Raw genomic sequence first — 16991 nt, 5'->3', positions numbered from 1 at the left:
ACAAGAATTCACACTGACCGATTCCGGCCACCTCGGCTGTCAGAACAGTGCAGCCATCAACCGCCGGCGGGCCTTCACGACGCGCTCGTCGTCCGCGCCGACGACCTCGAAGAGCTCCAGCAGGTGCAGCCGTACGGCGTTGCGCTCGTCGCCGGCGGTCGCCTGGACGGTCGAGATCAGCCGTGCGAACGCGTCCTCGACGTGGCCGCCCATCAGGTCCACGTCCGCGACCAGCAGCTGCGCCTCGACGTCGGCCGGGTTGTCCGCGGCCCGTGCCCGGACGTCGGCCGGGACGTCCTGGGTGCGCTTGACCAGCTGCACCCGCGCCAGCCCCGCCTTCGCCTCGGCGTCGTTCGGCGTCTCCTTGAGCAGCTCCTCGTACGCCGCGATCGCGCCGTCGAGGTCGCCCGCGGCGACCGCGTTCTCGGCCTCCTCGTACCGCGGGTTCGGCGCATCCTCCGCCACCGCCTCGTCCTCGGCCACCGGGCCGACCGGCTCAGCGCGCCCGGTGACCCCGTTCGCGACCGCGACGGTCAGCAACTGGTCGAGGTACTGCCGGACCTCCGGCTCGCCCAGGACCCCCTGGAACAGCGGGACCGGCTGACCCCGCAGGATCGCGATCACCACCGGCACGGCCTGGACGCCGAACGCCTGCGCTACCTGGGGGTTCGCGTCGACGTCGATCCGGGCCAGCAGGAACTTCCCGGCGTACTCGGTCGACAGCTTGATCAGCACGTCGCCCAGGCCGCCCTGCGCCCGCGGCGACCACAGCTCGACCACGACCGGGGCCTGCAGCGAGCGCTCGATCACGTCGGCCTGGAAGTTCGCCTCGGTGACCTCGAGGGCGTAGGCACCACCACCGGCCGCTGCCGGAGCACCGCCGGCAGCCGACGTAGCCCCGGCCGGCTTGCGGAGGGACGACAGGTCGACCGCCCCGGGACGGGAGAAGTTGGACTGGCTCACCGCTGGCCTCGCATTCCGTGCAGACTCCGCATGTTCACAAACCTATCCTCTCCGACGCCATGGTCCGGCGTTGCGCCCGGGTCGCCATCAACAGCCGGGCCAGGCCGGCACGGGTGCCGACGACGGCCAGCCGATCGCCTGCCTTCACCAAACCCGTTTGGGTCGGCTGCCAGTCCCAGGGGCCGTGCGACGTCTGCCGGGCGAGGACCCGAAGGCCACCGGCCTCCCTCAGTTGACCGAGGGTCCGGCCCTCGGCGTGCGAGTCCGCCTCGACGACCACCTCGGTCAGCAGCAGCACTCGGCGCCCAGCCGGTACGAGTACCTGGCGCCGCTTGTCGCCGACCGCGGCCGCGACCGCCGGCGCCACCAGCATCGACACCGACCGGCTGTTGCCCAGCCCCAGCTGCCGCTCGACCCGGTCCGCGAGGTCGTGGTCGAACATCCGCATCGTGATCCGGGCGTCCGGATTGAGACCCTGGGCGACCATCGCCGACTCCAGGTTGGTGATGTCGCCGTCGGTGATCGCGAGCATCGCCTGACAGTGCTGTACGCCGGCCAGCCGCAGCGTCTCCTCGTTGCTGCTGTCCCCGACCACCACCGGGACCTTCAACCGGTGCGCGACCTGTACGCCGGGTGCGTCGTCGTCCTGGTCGACACCGACCACCGCGACGCCCCGGTCCACCAGGATCTCCAGCACCCGCGCGCCGACCGTACCGAGGCCGCAGACCACGACATGGTTCCGCGGCCGACCGCGGACGCCGCCGATGATCCGCGACAACCGGGCGCCGATCAGCGAGTCGACGACGACCGCGGTCAGCAGCGCCATCAGCACGATCCCGGTGAGCTGGACGACGACCGCGCTGACCTTCACCCACGGCGGCGCGTCGCTGAACCGGTTGTCGTCGATGCCTGCCGTGGTGACGACACCGGCCGCCAGGTACAGGGCCCGCCACCAGTCGATCCCGCCGAAGAAGTGCACGATCGCCGTACCGATCGCGATCAGCATCGCCATCAGCGCCGCGATCTTCCGGACCCGGCTGTCCAGGACGTCGCGGACCGCCTTCGCCCAGCCGGCCGGGCGCACCCGGCGGCCGTACCAGACCGGCCGGATCCCGGTCCCGAGCACGATGTCGACCTTCGGCTCGTCGTCCCCCTCGGCCGTCTCCGCGGCCGTCGAGCCCGCTTGCTCCGCCTCGACCGTCCCGGCGGACGCCCGGCCGGCCTGCTCCGGGTCGTCGGGCTCGGCGGACGTCGGGTCTGGCTGCTCCTCGTCGTCCGGTTCCGGGAGCAGCACCGGCGTTGCCGACGAGGTGGCGTCGGCGAGTACGGTCAGGTGCGGCTCCCGGATCAGGTCCGCCTCGCCGACGACCACCATCCGGCCGCCGAGCTCCATCCAGGTCAGCTCGTCGTCGTCGAGCGCGTCCGAGACGAACGCGGGCGCGGCCAGCGACGGACCGTTGATCACCACGCAGTCGCCGAGCAGGCTGTTCAGCTGGCTGCCGAGCCGCGGGTTCACCATCTGCATGATGATCCGCAGGTCCCGATCCATGTCGCGGGCGGTCAGCGCGGTGTGCACGTTGTGGACGTCGTCGGTGTCGAGCAGCACCAGCGCGCGGGCAGCGGACGGCGTACCGTCGTCGGCGGCGTTGATGCCGGCCTGGCGGAGCAGCGACTCGCTGATCACCGGGGCGTCGATCACCTTCGCGCCCAGCTCACCGATCCGGCCGCGGTGCCGCGACGCGGGGTTGACGAGCGCGATCACCCGCTCGCCCGAACTCACCAGTTCGGTGACCACCCGGACCATCGTCCGGCTCGAGCCGCAGACCACCACCGGTCGCTCGTCGAGCGTGCCGGACCCCGCAGTACGGTCCGGTTGGCCGGATGCCGGCGGCTCCTCAGAATCGGGCGGGCTCTCGGTACTCTCCCCACTGTTCCCGAAGAACGTGACAGATTTCCCCCATCGTGGCCTCCGCACGCACTGCCTCCAGCATGGGCTCGATCAGGTTGCCAGTGCCGCTGGCCGCCTCCACCAGAGCCGACAGCGTACGCCGTACCCGGTCCTCGTCGCGGTGCGCCTTGCGCTCCGCGAGCACCCGGCACTGCTCGACCTCGACCTCGTGCGAGACCCGGAGGATCTCCAGCTCGCCGGACACCGTGTCGGTGAGCGTGTTCACGCCGACGATCTTCTTCTCGCTCTTCTCCAGCTTCTGCTGGTACTCGAAGGCCGCGTCGGCGATCTCGGCCATGAACCAGCCGTCCTCGATCCCGCGCAGGATCCCGCCGGTCATCGTCTCGTCCGGGCTTATTTCCTTGATCCGCGCGAAGATCTGCTCGGCCTCGGCCTCGATCGCGTCGGTGAGCGCCTCGACGAACCAGGAGCCGCCGAGCGGGTCGGCGACGTTCGTGATCCCGATCTCCTCCATCAGCACCGACTGTGTCCGCAACGCGATCTCCGCCGACTCCTCGCTCGGCAGCGCGAGCGTCTCGTCGAGTGCGTTGGTGTGCAGCGAGTTCGTCCCGCCCAGTACGGCGGCGAGCGCCTCGACGGCCGTCCGTACGACGTTGTTGTACGGCTGCTGGGCGGTCAGCGAGACCCCCGCGGTCTGGGTGTGGAAGCGGAGCCACTGCGCCTTGTCGGTCTTGGCGCCGTACACGTCCCGCAGCCAGCGCGCCCAGATCCGGCGGGCGGCGCGGAACTTCGCGATCTCCTCGAAGAAGTCCAGGTGGCTGTCGAAGAAGAACGACAGGCCGGGCGCGAACACGTCGACGTCGAGCCCACGCGACAGGCCGAGCTCGACGTACGCGAAGCCGTCGGCCAGCGTGTACGCGAGCTCCTGCGCGGCGGTCGAACCGGCCTCGCGGATGTGGTACCCGGACACGCTCAGCGGCTTGTACGCCGGGATCGTGGTCGCGCAGTACTCCATCAGGTCGCCGATCAGCCGCAGATGGGGCTCCGGCGGGAACAGCCACTCCTTCTGCGCGATGTACTCCTTGAAGATGTCGGTCTGCAGTGTCCCGTTCAGCTTGGTGATGTCGGCGCCCTGGCGCTCGGCGGCGACCAGGTACATGCAGAACGCCGGGACGGCCGGGCCGGAGATCGTCATCGAGGTCGTGACGTCCTGCAGCGGGATGTCCTTGAACAGCCGGTCCATGTCGACGGCCGAGTCGATCGCGACCCCGCAGTGCCCGACCTCGCCGAGCGACTTCGGCTCGTCGGAGTCGCGGCCCATCAGCGTCGGCATGTCGAACGCGACCGACAGGCCGCCGCCACCGCCGTTGAGGATCATCCGGTACCGCTCGTTGGTCTGCTCGGCGTTGCCGAAGCCGGCGAACTGACGGATCGTCCAGGTGCGGCCGCGGTACCCGGTCGCGTACAGACCGCGGGTGAACGGGAACTCCCCCGGCCAGCCGATCCGCTCCATCCGCGGGTCGTCGACGCCCTCAGGCGGCCCGTAGACCGGCTCGACCTCGGTGCCGGAGAGGGTGGTGAAGTCCGCCTCCCGTTTCCGCGCGGCGTCGTACCGCTGCTGCCACCGGTCACGCCCGGCCGCGATCTGCTCGGCATCCATCAGTCAGACCTCCCTAGGGACTGGTCCCCAAAATACTAGGACGTCCAACTAAATTCCAATCCCGGTCGTCTGTGCATGCACAAGTCCCCCCAGCACGCGCTTTCCGGCGCCGTCGAGGCGACTTGTGCGTGCGCGGGCGTCCACCTACCCCGCCAGTCGCAGTCCCCGGCGGTGGGCCTGCTCGCGCGGGTCCGGGACCGGCGCCGCCGCCAGCAGGCGGACGGTGTACGCGTCCTGCGGATCGCGCAGGACCGACTCGCGGCCCCCCTGCTCGACCAGGGCGCCGTGGCTGAGGACGGCCACCCGGTCGCACAACTGGTCGACGACGGCCAGGTCGTGGCTGATGAACAGGCAGGCGAAGTGCAGGCGTTCCTGGATGGACCGAAGCAGTTCGAGGACGGTCGCCTGGACCGAGACGTCCAGCGCCGAGGTGGGTTCGTCAGCGATCAGCAGGGCCGGGTCGAGGGAGATCGCGCGGGCGATCGACACGCGTTGCCGCTGGCCGCCGGAGAGTTCGTGCGGGTACCGGCCTGCCCAGGCGCCGGGCAGTTCGACGCTGTCGAGCAGGTCCTCGACCCGGGTCCGGAGCTCGGCGCCGCGGACCCCGCGGTGTACGGCAAGTGGCTCGCCGACCGATTGCCCGATCGTGGCTCGCGGATTGAGCGAACCGGCCGGGTTCTGGAACACGACCCCGATCCCGGCCCGGGTACGCCGCAGGATCGCGGCCGACGCCGTACTCAGCGCCTGCCCACCGACCCGGATCTCACCGGCGGTGATCGGCGCGAGTCCGAGCACGGCCTTCCCGATCGTCGACTTGCCCGACCCCGACTCCCCGACCAGTCCGGTGATCTCGCCCGGGGTGAGCTCCAGGTCGACATGGTCCACCGCGCGGACGAGCTTCCCCCGGCGTCCGCGATACTCCACCACCAGGTCCTCAATCGCCAACGCCGGCACCACACGAACAGGCTCGGCCGACCCGGCGGAGCCGGCTTGGGGGCGGGCGCCGCCGCGAGGGACCGCGTTGAGCAAGGTCCGCGTGTACTCCTCCGCCGGGCGGTCGAACAGTTCGTGGACCTCGGCGGTCTCCACCACCGAGCCCTTGCGCATCACGACCACCCGGTCCGCCACGTCCGCGACCACTCCCATGTCATGCGTGATGATCACGATCGCACCGGAGATCTTCGACCGCATCGCGAGCAGTACGTCGAGCACCTCCTGCTGCACGGTCACGTCCAGGGCCGTGGTCGGCTCGTCCGCGATCAGCAGCTCCGGGTCGCAGGCCATCGCGATCGCGATCATCACCCGCTGGCACTGACCTCCGGACAGCTGGTGCGGGTAGTACTTCAGCCGGTTCGCCGGGATCTCGACCATCCCGAGCAGCTCGATCGCCCGGTCCCGCGCCGCGCCCCGGGACAGCGACGGCTGATGCGCGCGGATCATCTCGACCAGCTGCGACCCGATCGTGAAGACCGGGTCGAGCGCCCCGGACGGATCCTGGAAGATCATCGCGATCCGACGGCCGCGGAGGGCGGTCAGCTCGGCCCGCGACATCGACAGTACGTCGGCACCGCCGAAGCTGATCCGGCCACCGGCCGTGGCGTTCGGCGGCAGCAGGCCGAGCGCCGCCAGCGCCGTGACGCTCTTCCCCGACCCGGACTCGCCGACGACCGCGAGCACCTCGCCCGGCCGGACGCCGAAGCTCACCCGGTCCACCGCGCGCTGCGTCGTACCGCCCACGGTGAAGTCGACAGTCAGCTCCTCGAACCGCAGTACCTCGTCGCTCACTCGCCCTCCATCTGATCCGACGCTGCTTCGAGCTTGTCGCGGTGCTCCTGCCAGTCCGCGAGCATCTTCCGGTGGTACTTCGCCAGCCAGTCGAAGTAGTTGCGCGCGTTCTTCAGCCGCTTGCGCGGACCGGCCATCCCTTCCGGGAGCTCCGCGATCATGTCGTCGAACAGCTGGCGTTGCTTGCCGAGGGACCGCCGCTCCCCGGCCAGGAAGCTGCCCCAGACGTCGTCCTCGACCTTGAAGTAGTGGTTCCTGTCTCCCGGTACGGCGTGCCGTCCGATGAAGCCGAGGTCGATCAGCCGCCGGGTGGCGCTCGAGATCGACCCGGCGCTCGCCGACAGCGCCCGGGTCAGTTCGGCCGAGGCGACGTACGGCTTGTTGCTCACCATCAGGTAGCCGAGGACGCGGCCCTCCATCCGCGGCGAACCCGCCAGCTCTCGTAGCAGGGCGAACTGCTCGACGAAGTCCGCACGGCGGGTGTCCTCCTCCCAGTCGTCGTCCGACAACGGCTCGTCACTCATCCCGGCCTCCAAGAACAGCCCCAGCGATCTGCGCGGTACGGCGGGCCCGGAACGCCGCCACCGGCCAGCGGGAGCTCCCGCCGTACCGGACCAGCGACGGCTGCCCGTCGGCGTCCCACGTGTACTCGACCTTCTCACCGATCGACCCGTACCCGGCCGCCGGTACGACGGCCAGCGTGTTCTCGTCGACGACCTGGAGCTCCTCGTAGCTGTCGGCCGGATCCGGCGCCGCGGGGAAGAACGCGACCAGCCGCCCGCCCAGCAGCGCGATGCTCAGCACGCCCATCAGGTTCGCGAAGTTCCCGCAGAACCGCCGGGCGTCGAGGTCGCTCGGCACCTGCGTACCGGCCGGTGGCTCCGCCGCGAGGTTCAGCAGTTTGACGACGCCCGTGGCCAGCGTGCCGGCCGGCCCGCCGATGCAGTTGGTGAGCACCGACACGACGATCCGGTCGACCGGATCGATGAAGGTCCGGGTGATGTGGCCCGGGTACCCGCCGCTGTGGCCGACCAGCCGTCGCCCGCCGATCGTGACGATGTCCATCCCGAGGCCGTAGCGCCCGATCTCGCGGCCGTTGGCGTTCACCAGGCTCTCGTCGCGCTGCAGCAGCCGTTTGCTCGCGTCCCCGATCAGTTCGTCCGCCCCGACGAAGTGCGCGGCGCCGTACACCGTCAGGTCTTCGGCGGTCGAGTAGAACCCGGTGGCCGCGGCCATCGCCCGGGTGTCCACGTGCGGGATGACTTCGCGTACGTCGTACCCGTCCAGCAGCCCGGTATGCCCGGCGGCGTACTCACCGGCCCGGGCCGGGTCCCACTCGGCGCCGGTGTTCGGCAGCCCGAGCCGGTCCACGATGTTCTTCGCGACGTACTCGCCGTACGTCGACCCGCTCGCGGACTCGATCACCAGGCCGAGCAGCGAGTAGCCGATGTTCGTGTACTTGAAGTACTCGTTCGGCTCGAACACCCGGCCGGCGGACCGGCACAGCTCGATCAGCGCGGCCCGGTCCGGGAACGGATCCATCAGCTGCCAGTAGTCCTTGTCGACGCCGTCCCGGATCACGCCGGCCTGGTGGCCGAGGAGTTCGCGTACGGTGACGGTCGCCAGGTCGCTGCCGGCCAGCTCCGGGACGTAGGTCTCGACCGTGTCGTCGAGCCGGACCTTGCCCTGCTCGGCGAGTTGCAGGATCGAGGTCGCGGTGAAGGTCTTGCTGTGCGAGGCGATCCGGAACAGGTGATCGGTCCGCAGCGGCGTTCCTGCGACTTCGTCGCTGTGACCGAGAGCTGCCGAGAGGACGACCTCGTCGCCGGCCCGGACCGCCGCCTGCACTCCGGGCGTCCGGAGGTAGCGGCGCTGGTACTCGAGCCAGTTCTCGATCGCGGGGGCAGCTTGGCGAGCGGTCTCGATGTCAAAGGACAAGGCGGCGTCCGTTCTGTTCGTAGGTGGGCATTCAGGAGCGTCCCTTCGGGTTCACCGCGTCGCGGAGCACGTCGCCGAGGGTGATCAGGCTGAGTACCGTCGCGGCGAGGAACATCGCCGGGTAGATCAGGGTGTGTGGCGCCTGCTGGAACCGCGACTGCGCGGTGGCGAGCTGCAGACCCCACGAGATCGACGGCGCCCGCAGCCCGAGGCCGAGAAAGGTCAGCGTCGACTCCGCGACGATCACCCCGCCGACGGTCAGCGTCGCGACCGCGAGCACCGGGCCGATCGAGTTCGGCAGCACGTAGTGGCTGAGGATCCGGCTGGTCGGGAACCCCATCGCCTTCGCGGCCTGGACGTACTCCGCGTGCCGGGTCGCGCGGACCGTCGTCCGCACCATCCGCGCCAGCGTCGGCCAGGAGAACACCGCGAGGACCAGCGACACCGACAGGACCGATCGTTCGCCGAGGCTGTTCAGTACGACGATCGCACCGAGCAGGAACGGGAATCCGAGGAACACGTCGGTCAACCGGGCCAGCACCGAGTCCGCCCAGCCACCGACGTACCCGGCAACGGTTCCGACGAGGAGGGCGACGGCGAGTGCGATCAACGTGCAGACCAGGCCGACCGACAGCGACGCGCGGGCGCCGTGCACGACGCTCGCGTAGACGTCACAGCCCTGCAGATCCTGGCCGAACGGATGGCCGGCCGACGACGGGCGGGCGCTCGCGGAGATGTCGCATGCGCGTGGGTCGGTGCTGGTGAACAGCTGCGGGACGAGCGCCATCAGCAGGAGTACGGCGAGCACCGCGAGCGGCAGCCAGAAGAGCACGCGCCGGCGAACAGTCGCCCAGACACCGCGGCTGACGAGCGCGTCCTGCTCAGCGCCCGCGGCGATCTGATCGACCGTGCGCGGCGTCGGTGTCAGAGCATCAGTCATGGCGGATCCTCGGGTCGAGGAGGGAGTTGAGCAGGTCGACGACCACACTCGTCAGCAGGAAGATCAGGATCAGGGCGGTCGCGATGCCGACCACCGTCGGCCCTTCGTGCACCCGGATCGACTCGAACAGCAACTGGCCGACCCCGGGCAGGTTGAAGATGCCTTCGGTCACGACCGCCCCACCCAGCAACGCGCCGAGATCGATCGCGAGGTAGGTCAGCACCGGGATCGCAGAGTTCCGCAGTACGTGCACGCCGATCACACGACGACGGCTGAGGCCCTTCGCCCACAGCGCACGGACGAAGTCGGAGCTCAGCGTGTCCACCACGCTGCCCCGGGTCAGCCGCGCCACCGCGGCCAGTCCGTAGACCGCCAGAACCGTTGCCGGCAGCAAGTAAGACGTCGGCCAGCCGTCCGTCACACCCGCGATCGGGAGCAGCGACAGCTTGACCCCGAACACCAGCTGCGCGGTCACCGCCATCACGAAGATCGGCACGGACGCGATCAGGATCGTCAGGATCAGCACACCACGGTCGATCCAGGTGTTCTTCCGCAACCCGGCGACCAGGCCGAGGCCGACACCGATCACCACCTGGATCACCCAGGCCGTCAACGCCAGCCGCATCGTCACCGGCCAGCGGGTCGCCAACCGCTCGGCCACCGACCGGCCACGGAAGTCGACGCCGAGGTCACCGGTCAGCAGATGGCCGAGGTAGCGCAGGTACTGCGACCACAGCGGGTCGTCGAGGTGATAGAGGTTGCGGATCCGTTCCACCACCGCCGGCGACAACGGCTGGTCACCGCCGAGACTGGAGATCGGGTCACCGGGCAGCGCGAACACCGCCGCGTAGATCGCGAACGTGACGCCGAAGAAGACCAGGACCAGCTCGATCAGCCGCCGGACCGTGAAGCGCATCATCGGTCCGTCCTCCTCCGCACCGCGTCCAGCAGCGCCAGGGCCGCGGCGTACTGCACTCCGACCAGGTCCTTGATCGGGATCGTGCGCAGTTCCGGGTCGAGCGACGCGGCCTCGGCCTGCCACTCGCCGTACAACTTCCGCAGCCGTTCGGCCGGTGCGTACAGCGCGGCCGCGGCGCCGCCCCGAGCGATCTCACCCTCGATCGCACGGACCAGCATCCCGCCGTACCGAAGCCGGAACATCCGGTTGGTGTCGCGCAGCGAGAACGCCTCCGCGACGGTCGCCAGCCGGCCGGGGTCGATCCCGGCCGCCCGCCGTCGGTCGCGTTCCGGACGGCGGAGCAGGTACGGCAGGAACGCCGCGGTCCCGCGGACCAGCTGCGAGTCGTCGGACAGGTACGGACGTGCTTCGGTGAAGATCTCGTGCAGCGCCAGCAGGTTCCGCTCGAGCTCGTCGGCGGCGTCCGCCAGCAGCATCCGGTACGACGTGTCGGTCGGCGTCCGGTCGTCCGCGGCCGGGTGGGTCCAGTGCGGCAGCTCGGCGACGACGGTGACCGTACCGTGCCGTTCGGCGTACGCGGCCGACGAACTGCCCGACTCGTTCGGAGTCGGCAGGCCGAGCCGTTCGGCGTAGTCGTACGACTCCTTGGCCGAGATCATCTCGTAGACCGCCGGCCCGATCGGCCGGGCGACCGGCGTCTCGGGCTCACCGAGGTCGAGCGGCAGCCCGAACGAGGCGGCCACCGCGTGCAGATCGTCGACGAACCCGTCGAGCTCCGCGGTGACGTAGTAGTAGACGCCGCCGAGCTCGGTGTTGTGCAACGAGACGGCGATGATCGGCTTCAGCTCGTCGATCACCCGCATCAGCGCGAGCGTCTCCGGCATCACCTGGTCGAAGTACGCGTTCTTGTACTGGAACGGGAACGACCACTCGACCTGCTCGGCCGGCGCCGGCCGGTGGAAGTTCGCGCCGTAGTGGACCCGGGTGAACGGCCCGGCGAACCAGCCTTCGTTGAGCCGGGTGCCGTCGGGGTCGATACAGCCGATGATGTTCCAGCGGCAGGTCGCCCGGAGGTCCGGATCGGCGCACAGGTCCGCGGCCAGCTGGATCGCGGTCCAGAACCCGATCGGCTCGTTCGGGTGCACGCCGGCGTAGACGAGGGCCTGGTCGGGACCCTCGCCGATCGAGTACATGGTGATCGGGTCGCCGAGTCTCGACGTACCGATCCGGCGCCTGGTGACGAGCTCGGGATGCCGCTGCGCCAACGCGTCCAGGCGGGCGTTGATCTCGTCGACACCCGGGAACGACGTCAGGTCGGGGACGCGGTGGGCCCGCTCCAGGATCACCTGGAGCGGGCCGCCGTTCGTTGCCGCCATCAACTGTCCGCCAGCGTGGTGTTCTCGAGCTCGAGGCTGCCCGCGCCCTCGGCCAGCTTGGCGATCCGGTCCGAGGTCGCGTAGGTGTACTTCTCGAAGAACATCGGCGGGGCCGGGAAGTCCTTCAGGATCGCCTTCTGTACGTCGACGTACCCGTCGATCGCCTTCTGCGGATCGACCTGGGCGTCCGCCTTGGCCAGCAGCTGCTCGACCTGCGGGGTGTAGTACGGGATGCAGTTCACGCAGCCGCCGGCCTTGGTGTAGAAGGAGCGCAGCGTGTTCTGCTGGCTGGCGTAGAGAGCACCCCAGCGCGAGAAGTACGGGCCGCTCAGCTTCTTCTCGTTGCGCAGCTTCTGGAACTCGGGGAAGTCCGTGGTCGGCGTCGCGGTCACTTCCTTGATCCCGAGGTTCTGCCGGAGCTGGTTCGCGTAGGCGTTGTAGAGGTCGTCGAGGCCCGCGCCGCCCGGGTAACGGATCTCCATGGTGCCGCTGAAGCCGCCCGCCTCGGCGAGGAGCTGCTTCGCCTTCGCCGGGTTGAAGGTGCACAGCTCGCCGCACAGGCCCTTCGGCGTACCAGGCTCACCCGGCGGTGTCAGTGCCGTCGCGGGCTCCCAGATGCCGCCGTAGATCACGTTGCTGACGGCCTGCCGGTCGATCGCCATCGAGATCGCCTGCCGGACCCGGACGTCGGCGTACCGCTTGTCCCACAGCGGCAGGCCGAGGTAGTTCATGCCGAGGCCCTGGAAGACGTACGTCCGGTCGGCGAAGTCCTTCTTCACCTGAGCCATCCGGGCGGCCGGGACGAACACGATGTCGGTGTTCCCGGCCTGCACATCGGTGTACGCCGTCGTCATGTCGGTGTACGGCTTGAAGACGATCTCGTCGACGCTGGGCTTGGGGCCTTGGTACCCGTCGTACCGCTTGACGGTCATCGGCTCGTTCTCGGTGTAGCTGCCGACCATCTCGAACGGCCCGTTGCCGATCGGCTGCTTGGCGAACGCGTCGAAGTCCTTGTACGCCGCCTCCGGCAGCGGGAAGAATCCGCTCTGGGCCTGCGAGAGCTGGACCGGGAACTGCCCGTCCGGGCTCTTCAGCGTGACCGTGAATGTCAGGTCGTCGATCACCTTGAGGCCGGACAGCTGCGTCGTGGCCGGCTTGCCCTTCGCTGGATTGAGCGCGTCGTACCCGGCGATGTTGACGAGCTGGCCGCTGTTCTCCCAGGCGTTCGGGCCGTAGGCGACCGTGCTCCACGCCTTCACGTAGCTCCCGGCGGTGACCTTCTCGCCGTTGTGGAAAGTCCAGCCCGGGCGCAGTTTGACGGTCCAGTGCACCGCGTCGGACGACTTCACCGACTCGGCGTTCAGGTAGCTCAGCGACCCGTCCGCCTTGACGAAGGTCAGGCTCGAGAACAGCTCCTTGACCTGGGCGAACGCGATCGTCTGGCGACCGGGGTTGAGGGTGACCGGATCGGAGACGGCGAACGAGACCGACTTCGTCCCACCGCCGGCCGGCGTCTTCGAACCGCCGCCGGAGCAGCCGGCCAAGGCGAGGGTGCCTACGAGCAGAAAGGCCGCAGCACGCTTCATGAGGTCCTCCAGAATCCCGGCCCTGCAGGGGTGGGCCGGCTTGATCCCTGATCCTGGACGCCGACACGATGACGGTCAATAGGGAAACTTGGGAAGTTTCAGTAGGAAATGAACTTTTAGCATGTGCGTAACACGATTCCGAGGCGTCCGGTCACGGTCTGTGTCAGGAACAGTTCTGTCAGGAACCGTTCTGTTCTGTTAGGAGAAGTCGCCGGCGTTGCGGCGCAGGGGTTCGAGGACGGACCAGAGCATCTTCAGCTGGTCGTCGTCGAGGCCGGAGAGGGCGAAGTCCGCCTTGACGAGGTCGGCGGTCGCGCGTTCGACCAGGTCGCGGCCCTCGGGGGTGATCTCGCACAGCACCGCCCGTCCGTCGTCCGGGTGCGGCGTCCGGGTCACCAGCCCGGCCGCCTCCAGCCGGCGCACGATCGACGTCACGGACGTGGGGTGCACCTGCAGCCGCTCCCCCATCTTGCCGAGCGGCAGCGACCCGCGCCGCGAGAACGTCAGCAGCACCAGCGCCTCGAACCGCGCGAACGTCAGCCCGTGCTTGCGCAGGATCTCGTCCAGCTCGTTGATCACGATCTGCTGCGCCCGCATCAACGACGTGACCGCGCGCATCTGCTCCACGGCGCCCCAGCGCCGCCCCCACTGCCGCGACGCCTCGTCGATCGGATCGAACGGCAACGCCCGCTTCCTCGCCATGTGCGGAACCTTAGCCCGCTGAAAACTGTCTGTGGGGTCTGGCACTGTGCCGGTATGAGATATCTGGATCACTTGCGGACCGAGAGTGTGCGGCTGGGTGAGGTGGCGCGTCGTGGGCTGGGTGCCGCGGTGCCCAGTTGTCCCGGGTGGACGGTCGACGACGTGGTGCGGCACGTCGCGCAGGTGTACGTGCACAAGGTCGAGGTGCTGAAGCTCGGCGCGCTCCCTGATCCGTGGCCGCCGGACTTCTCCGGGCTGGACACGTTCAAGTGGTACGACGAGGCGCGGCAGGCGGTCGTCGACGCGCTGGAGAGCGCCGGGACCGACCGGCCGACCTGGACCTTCAACCCGCGGGACAGCACGTCGGCGTTCTGGCACCGGCGGATGGTGCACGAGACCGTGATCCACCGGATCGACGTCGAGCAGGCGCACGACGCGGTCTCGCCGATCGACCCGGAGCTGGCCCTCGACGGGATCGACGAGGTGCTGTACCCGACGGTCGGCGGCCCGTGGTGGGAGGAGGGCGACACCGAGTACCCGGTCGAGGCCACGATCCGGCTGACCGCGGCGGGCCGGTCCTGGACGGTGGTCGTCGACGCGACGAGTGTCGACGTACGGCAAGGGGCCGAGGGTGCCGCGGCGGCCGAGGTGACCGGTGATCCGACGCAGGTCTACCTGTGGTTGTGGGGGCGGGCCGGCGAGGACGCGATCGACGTCGCCGGGGACCCGGACGTCGTGCGGGCGTTCCGCGGAAGGATTTCCGAGGCGTCGCAATGACCGCATGACACCGTCTTCTCCGGGCGTCGCCGTTCGTTCCCTTCACGACTGACGAGAAGGAGAGCTCCGAGATCAGGGGCACCGACCGGGGACGCTGGACAAGGTATTTCATGCCCCAGGGCCCCAGTTGGTGTCGACGGTCGCAACGATTCCACCGATCTGCGGGCGGGTCAGTCGTTGTCGATCCAGTTGCCGCGTTCGCTGTTGAAGATCGACTTGGTTGCGGACGACGACGGGGGCGGTGACGGGCGGGACGAGGATTGCGCGGCGGCCGGCGCCGGGGTGCTGGTGGTGACCTCCTGGGCGGAGTCCATCCCGATCGGGCCGGTGCCGTCGTCGTCGGAGTCCTCGTCCCCCTGGAGTACGTCGACGCTCGCGGACGCCCGCAGGCCGGTGCGCTGGATGACGCGCTGGATGGTCAGGTCCCGGTCGTCGGGACGGCTGACCCACTTGATCTCCCGGAAGCCCTGGTCCTGGGCGGCGGACTCGAAGACGAAGTGGCCGTAGCCCAGCATCCGCCCGATGATCGGCTTCTGCAGCGTGATGTCCAGGACCCGCGCGATCGGCGTCGTCGCGACGGTCTGCGAGAACACGCCGCGGATCCGCATCACCCGCATGTTCGTGACCACGAACCGGTCCCGGTGCTCGGTGAGGAACTGCCAGAAGGCGTGCACCAGCAGGATGAGCACGATCGCGAGCAGCACCGGCTGCGCTCCGATCGAGGTGACCGCCATCGTCACCAGCAGTGCCGCGGCGATGACCACCTCGAGCATCGGCAGCGCGAACACCACCCAGTGGTGCCGAACCTCGTCAATGACGACTTCGCCCTCGTCCGAGATCAGATGGCGCCGGACCTTCGGGTCGAAGATCCGGAACAGGCCTATTCCGGCCATCCACTCACTCCCCTGTCACGCACCTGTGTGTGACCCCGTGGAAACAAGTGTCCCGCACGATCGCTCGCTACGGGACACTCAGCGGGTGCTCACTTGAACAGCGCGCTCAGGAAGGTGATGACACTCCCGAAGGCAGAGCCCACGGCCGAGAACGCACCACCGACTGCGCCGGCAGCGTTCGCCGGCTGAGTGAACAGATAGAAGCCGGCAAAGGCGATGAGCGCCCAGATCAACAACTTCTTCGGCATGTCGCCACTCCCTTGTTCCCAACCCACTCGGTCGACTGTGTTTGAGTTTGTATCACGGACCGTGACCAATTGTCACTGACTGAACACAGCCCACCGCACAATGCTCACCAGGTACAAGGTCCATTCTGTAACGGATCCGGGGGCATGGCACCCACCGGCGCGCCGCCGTGAGACGCTGATGGCCTTCGGCACCGGAAATTCTGCGGCATTTGCCCGGAATCGGAACAACTCACGGTGAACGAAAAGCAAAGACACAATGTGACACTGCGTGGCCGGCTGTTGCACGGCGAGACAAGTGTCACAAAGCGGCGATCAACTCGTCGGCCGCCGAATACGGATCAATGGCCCCGTCCGCGACCTTCGCCGCCAGTACGTCGAGCCGCGCGTCCCCGTGCAGGTGCGCGAACCGGGCCCGCAGCGCGGTCGTCGCGATCGCCTCGATCTCGTCCCGCGCGCGACTGCGCCGGCGCTCGGTGAGTACGCCGTTCCCGGACATCCACAGCACCCGGTCGTCGATCGCCTGGACGACCTCCGCGACGCCCTCGGTACGGGAGGCGACCGTCTTCAGGATCGGCGGCTTCCACGCGCCCTCGGCACGCTCGGCCAGCGCCAGCATCGACCGCAGGTCCCGGATCACCGAATGGGCGCCGTCGCGGTCCGCCTTGTTCACCACGTAGATGTCGCCGACCTCGAGGATCCCGGCCTTCGCGGCCTGGATCCCGTCGCCCATCCCGGGGGCCAGCAGTACCAGCGTGGTGTCCGCCATACCGGCGATCTCCACCTCGGACTGCCCGACGCCGACAGTCTCCACCAGCACGACGTCGAACCCGGCCGCGTCCAGCACCCGGAGCGCCTGCGGCGTGGACCAGGACAGTCCGCCAAGATGCCCGCGGGACGCCATCGACCGGATGAACACGCCCCGGTCGGTCGCGTGGTCCTGCATCCGGACCCGGTCGCCGAGCAGCGCTCCCCCGGAGAACGGGGACGACGGGTCGACCGCGAGTACGCCGACCCGCTTGCCGGTCTCGCGGTACGCCGTCACGAGCGCGGACGTCGACGTGGACTTGCCGACTCCGGGCGATCCGGTGATGCCGACGATGTGCGCGTTCCCGGCGTACGGCGCCAGCGCTGCCATCACGTCCCGCAACAACGGCGACTCGTCCTCGACAAGCGAAATCAACCGAGCCACCGCCCGGGACTCCCCGTCCCGAGCCCGCTCAACCAACTCACCTACCGGCGCACTCCGCCGCGCCATCAAACCCCCCACCACCCAACCGAGGACCGCGCGCCCGCCA

15 protein-coding genes are annotated in these 16991 nt (G+C 69.2%); 1 reads left to right on the top strand and 14 read right to left on the bottom strand.

The window, feature by feature from the left end:
- Window positions 1-39: 39 nt before the first annotated feature.
- The 11 genes from JOF29_RS10550 to JOF29_RS10500 form a co-directional block, all read right to left on the bottom strand.
- Window positions 40-963: a tetratricopeptide repeat protein gene (locus JOF29_RS10550; RefSeq protein WP_209694024.1), complete on the bottom strand. Its 924-nt coding sequence runs from the start codon at window positions 961-963 to the stop codon at window positions 40-42.
- Window positions 964-997: 34 nt separating this feature from the next.
- Window positions 998-2938, bottom strand: a complete 1941-nt coding sequence (locus JOF29_RS45225; protein ID WP_307863246.1) for an NAD-binding protein — start codon at window positions 2936-2938, stop codon at window positions 998-1000.
- The gene (icmA, locus tag JOF29_RS10540) at window positions 2859-4532 is read right to left on the bottom strand and encodes a coenzyme B12-dependent isobutyryl-CoA mutase large subunit (protein WP_209694023.1); all 1674 of its coding nucleotides are present in this window, start codon (window positions 4530-4532) and stop codon (window positions 2859-2861) included. The genes JOF29_RS45225 and icmA overlap by 80 nt, the downstream gene beginning before the upstream one ends.
- A gap of 144 nt (window positions 4533-4676) precedes the next feature.
- Window positions 4677-6317 carry a dipeptide ABC transporter ATP-binding protein gene (locus tag JOF29_RS10535; protein WP_307863245.1) on the bottom strand — a complete coding sequence of 547 codons (1641 nt, stop codon included), beginning with the start codon at window positions 6315-6317 and terminating at the stop codon, window positions 4677-4679.
- Window positions 6314-6841 carry a GbsR/MarR family transcriptional regulator gene (locus tag JOF29_RS10530; RefSeq protein WP_209694022.1) on the bottom strand — a complete coding sequence of 176 codons (528 nt, stop codon included), beginning with the start codon at window positions 6839-6841 and terminating at the stop codon, window positions 6314-6316. Before JOF29_RS10530 ends, JOF29_RS10535 begins: the two co-directional genes overlap by 4 nt.
- On the bottom strand, window positions 6834-8255 hold the full coding sequence (locus JOF29_RS10525) for a serine hydrolase domain-containing protein (protein WP_209694021.1): 1422 nt from the start codon (window positions 8253-8255) through the stop codon (window positions 6834-6836). The genes JOF29_RS10530 and JOF29_RS10525 overlap by 8 nt, the downstream gene beginning before the upstream one ends.
- A 31-nt stretch (window positions 8256-8286) precedes the next feature.
- Complete coding sequence (locus JOF29_RS10520; RefSeq protein ID WP_209694020.1) at window positions 8287-9195, bottom strand: ABC transporter permease; 909 nt, start codon at window positions 9193-9195, stop codon at window positions 8287-8289.
- On the bottom strand, window positions 9188-10114 hold the full coding sequence (locus tag JOF29_RS10515) for an ABC transporter permease (protein WP_209694019.1): 927 nt from the start codon (window positions 10112-10114) through the stop codon (window positions 9188-9190). The genes JOF29_RS10520 and JOF29_RS10515 overlap by 8 nt, the downstream gene beginning before the upstream one ends.
- Complete coding sequence (locus tag JOF29_RS10510) at window positions 10111-11490, bottom strand: M14 family zinc carboxypeptidase (RefSeq protein ID WP_209694018.1); 1380 nt, start codon at window positions 11488-11490, stop codon at window positions 10111-10113. Before JOF29_RS10510 ends, JOF29_RS10515 begins: the two co-directional genes overlap by 4 nt.
- The gene (locus tag JOF29_RS10505) at window positions 11490-13076 is read right to left on the bottom strand and encodes a peptide ABC transporter substrate-binding protein (protein WP_209694017.1); all 1587 of its coding nucleotides are present in this window, start codon (window positions 13074-13076) and stop codon (window positions 11490-11492) included. The genes JOF29_RS10510 and JOF29_RS10505 overlap by 1 nt, the downstream gene beginning before the upstream one ends.
- A 198-nt stretch (window positions 13077-13274) precedes the next feature.
- The gene (locus tag JOF29_RS10500; protein WP_209694016.1) at window positions 13275-13778 is read right to left on the bottom strand and encodes a MarR family winged helix-turn-helix transcriptional regulator; all 504 of its coding nucleotides are present in this window, start codon (window positions 13776-13778) and stop codon (window positions 13275-13277) included.
- Window positions 13779-13832: 54 nt separating this feature from the next.
- Here JOF29_RS10500 and JOF29_RS10495 point away from each other — a divergent pair, with 54 nt between their 5' ends.
- A complete protein-coding gene (locus JOF29_RS10495) occupies window positions 13833-14555 on the top strand; it encodes a maleylpyruvate isomerase family mycothiol-dependent enzyme (protein WP_209694015.1) in 723 nt (240 codons plus the stop codon).
- Window positions 14556-14725: 170 nt separating this feature from the next.
- Here JOF29_RS10495 and JOF29_RS10490 read toward each other — a convergent pair whose 3' ends face one another.
- The 3 genes from JOF29_RS10490 to meaB form a co-directional block, all read right to left on the bottom strand.
- Window positions 14726-15448 (bottom strand): PH domain-containing protein, encoded by a 723-nt coding sequence (locus JOF29_RS10490; protein WP_209694014.1) that lies wholly within the window; start codon window positions 15446-15448, stop codon window positions 14726-14728.
- Window positions 15449-15537: 89 nt separating this feature from the next.
- Window positions 15538-15696 (bottom strand): hypothetical protein, encoded by a 159-nt coding sequence (locus JOF29_RS10485; protein WP_209694013.1) that lies wholly within the window; start codon window positions 15694-15696, stop codon window positions 15538-15540.
- A gap of 298 nt (window positions 15697-15994) precedes the next feature.
- Window positions 15995-16951: a methylmalonyl Co-A mutase-associated GTPase MeaB gene (gene meaB, locus JOF29_RS10480; protein ID WP_209694012.1), complete on the bottom strand. Its 957-nt coding sequence runs from the start codon at window positions 16949-16951 to the stop codon at window positions 15995-15997.
- Window positions 16952-16991 lie beyond the last annotated feature (40 nt).

The organism is Kribbella aluminosa, from assembly GCF_017876295.1.
GTDB lineage: Bacteria > Actinomycetota > Actinomycetes > Propionibacteriales > Kribbellaceae > Kribbella > Kribbella aluminosa.
Note: the sequence above shows the minus strand (reverse complement) of the source record. Positions and strands in the feature narration are given on the sequence as shown.

What these genes read in the sequence shown, in the direction of transcription:
- icmA (WP_209694023.1), bottom strand. Translation starts at nt 4,532, where the DNA reads ATGGATGCCGAGCAGATCGCGGCCGGGCGTGACCGGTGGCAGCAGCGG.
- JOF29_RS10530 (WP_209694022.1), bottom strand. Translation starts at nt 6,841, where the DNA reads ATGAGTGACGAGCCGTTGTCGGACGACGACTGGGAGGAGGACACCCGC.
- JOF29_RS10520 (WP_209694020.1), bottom strand. Translation starts at nt 9,195, where the DNA reads ATGACTGATGCTCTGACACCGACGCCGCGCACGGTCGATCAGATCGCC.
- JOF29_RS10515 (WP_209694019.1), bottom strand. Translation starts at nt 10,114, where the DNA reads ATGATGCGCTTCACGGTCCGGCGGCTGATCGAGCTGGTCCTGGTCTTC.
- JOF29_RS10510 (WP_209694018.1), bottom strand. Translation starts at nt 11,490, where the DNA reads ATGGCGGCAACGAACGGCGGCCCGCTCCAGGTGATCCTGGAGCGGGCC.
- JOF29_RS10505 (WP_209694017.1), bottom strand. Translation starts at nt 13,076, where the DNA reads ATGAAGCGTGCTGCGGCCTTTCTGCTCGTAGGCACCCTCGCCTTGGCC.
- JOF29_RS10500 (WP_209694016.1), bottom strand. Translation starts at nt 13,778, where the DNA reads ATGGCGAGGAAGCGGGCGTTGCCGTTCGATCCGATCGACGAGGCGTCG.
- JOF29_RS10495 (WP_209694015.1), top strand. Translation starts at nt 13,833, where the DNA reads ATGAGATATCTGGATCACTTGCGGACCGAGAGTGTGCGGCTGGGTGAG.
- JOF29_RS10490 (WP_209694014.1), bottom strand. Translation starts at nt 15,448, where the DNA reads ATGGCCGGAATAGGCCTGTTCCGGATCTTCGACCCGAAGGTCCGGCGC.
- JOF29_RS10485 (WP_209694013.1), bottom strand. Translation starts at nt 15,696, where the DNA reads ATGCCGAAGAAGTTGTTGATCTGGGCGCTCATCGCCTTTGCCGGCTTC.
- meaB (WP_209694012.1), bottom strand. Translation starts at nt 16,951, where the DNA reads ATGGCGCGGCGGAGTGCGCCGGTAGGTGAGTTGGTTGAGCGGGCTCGG.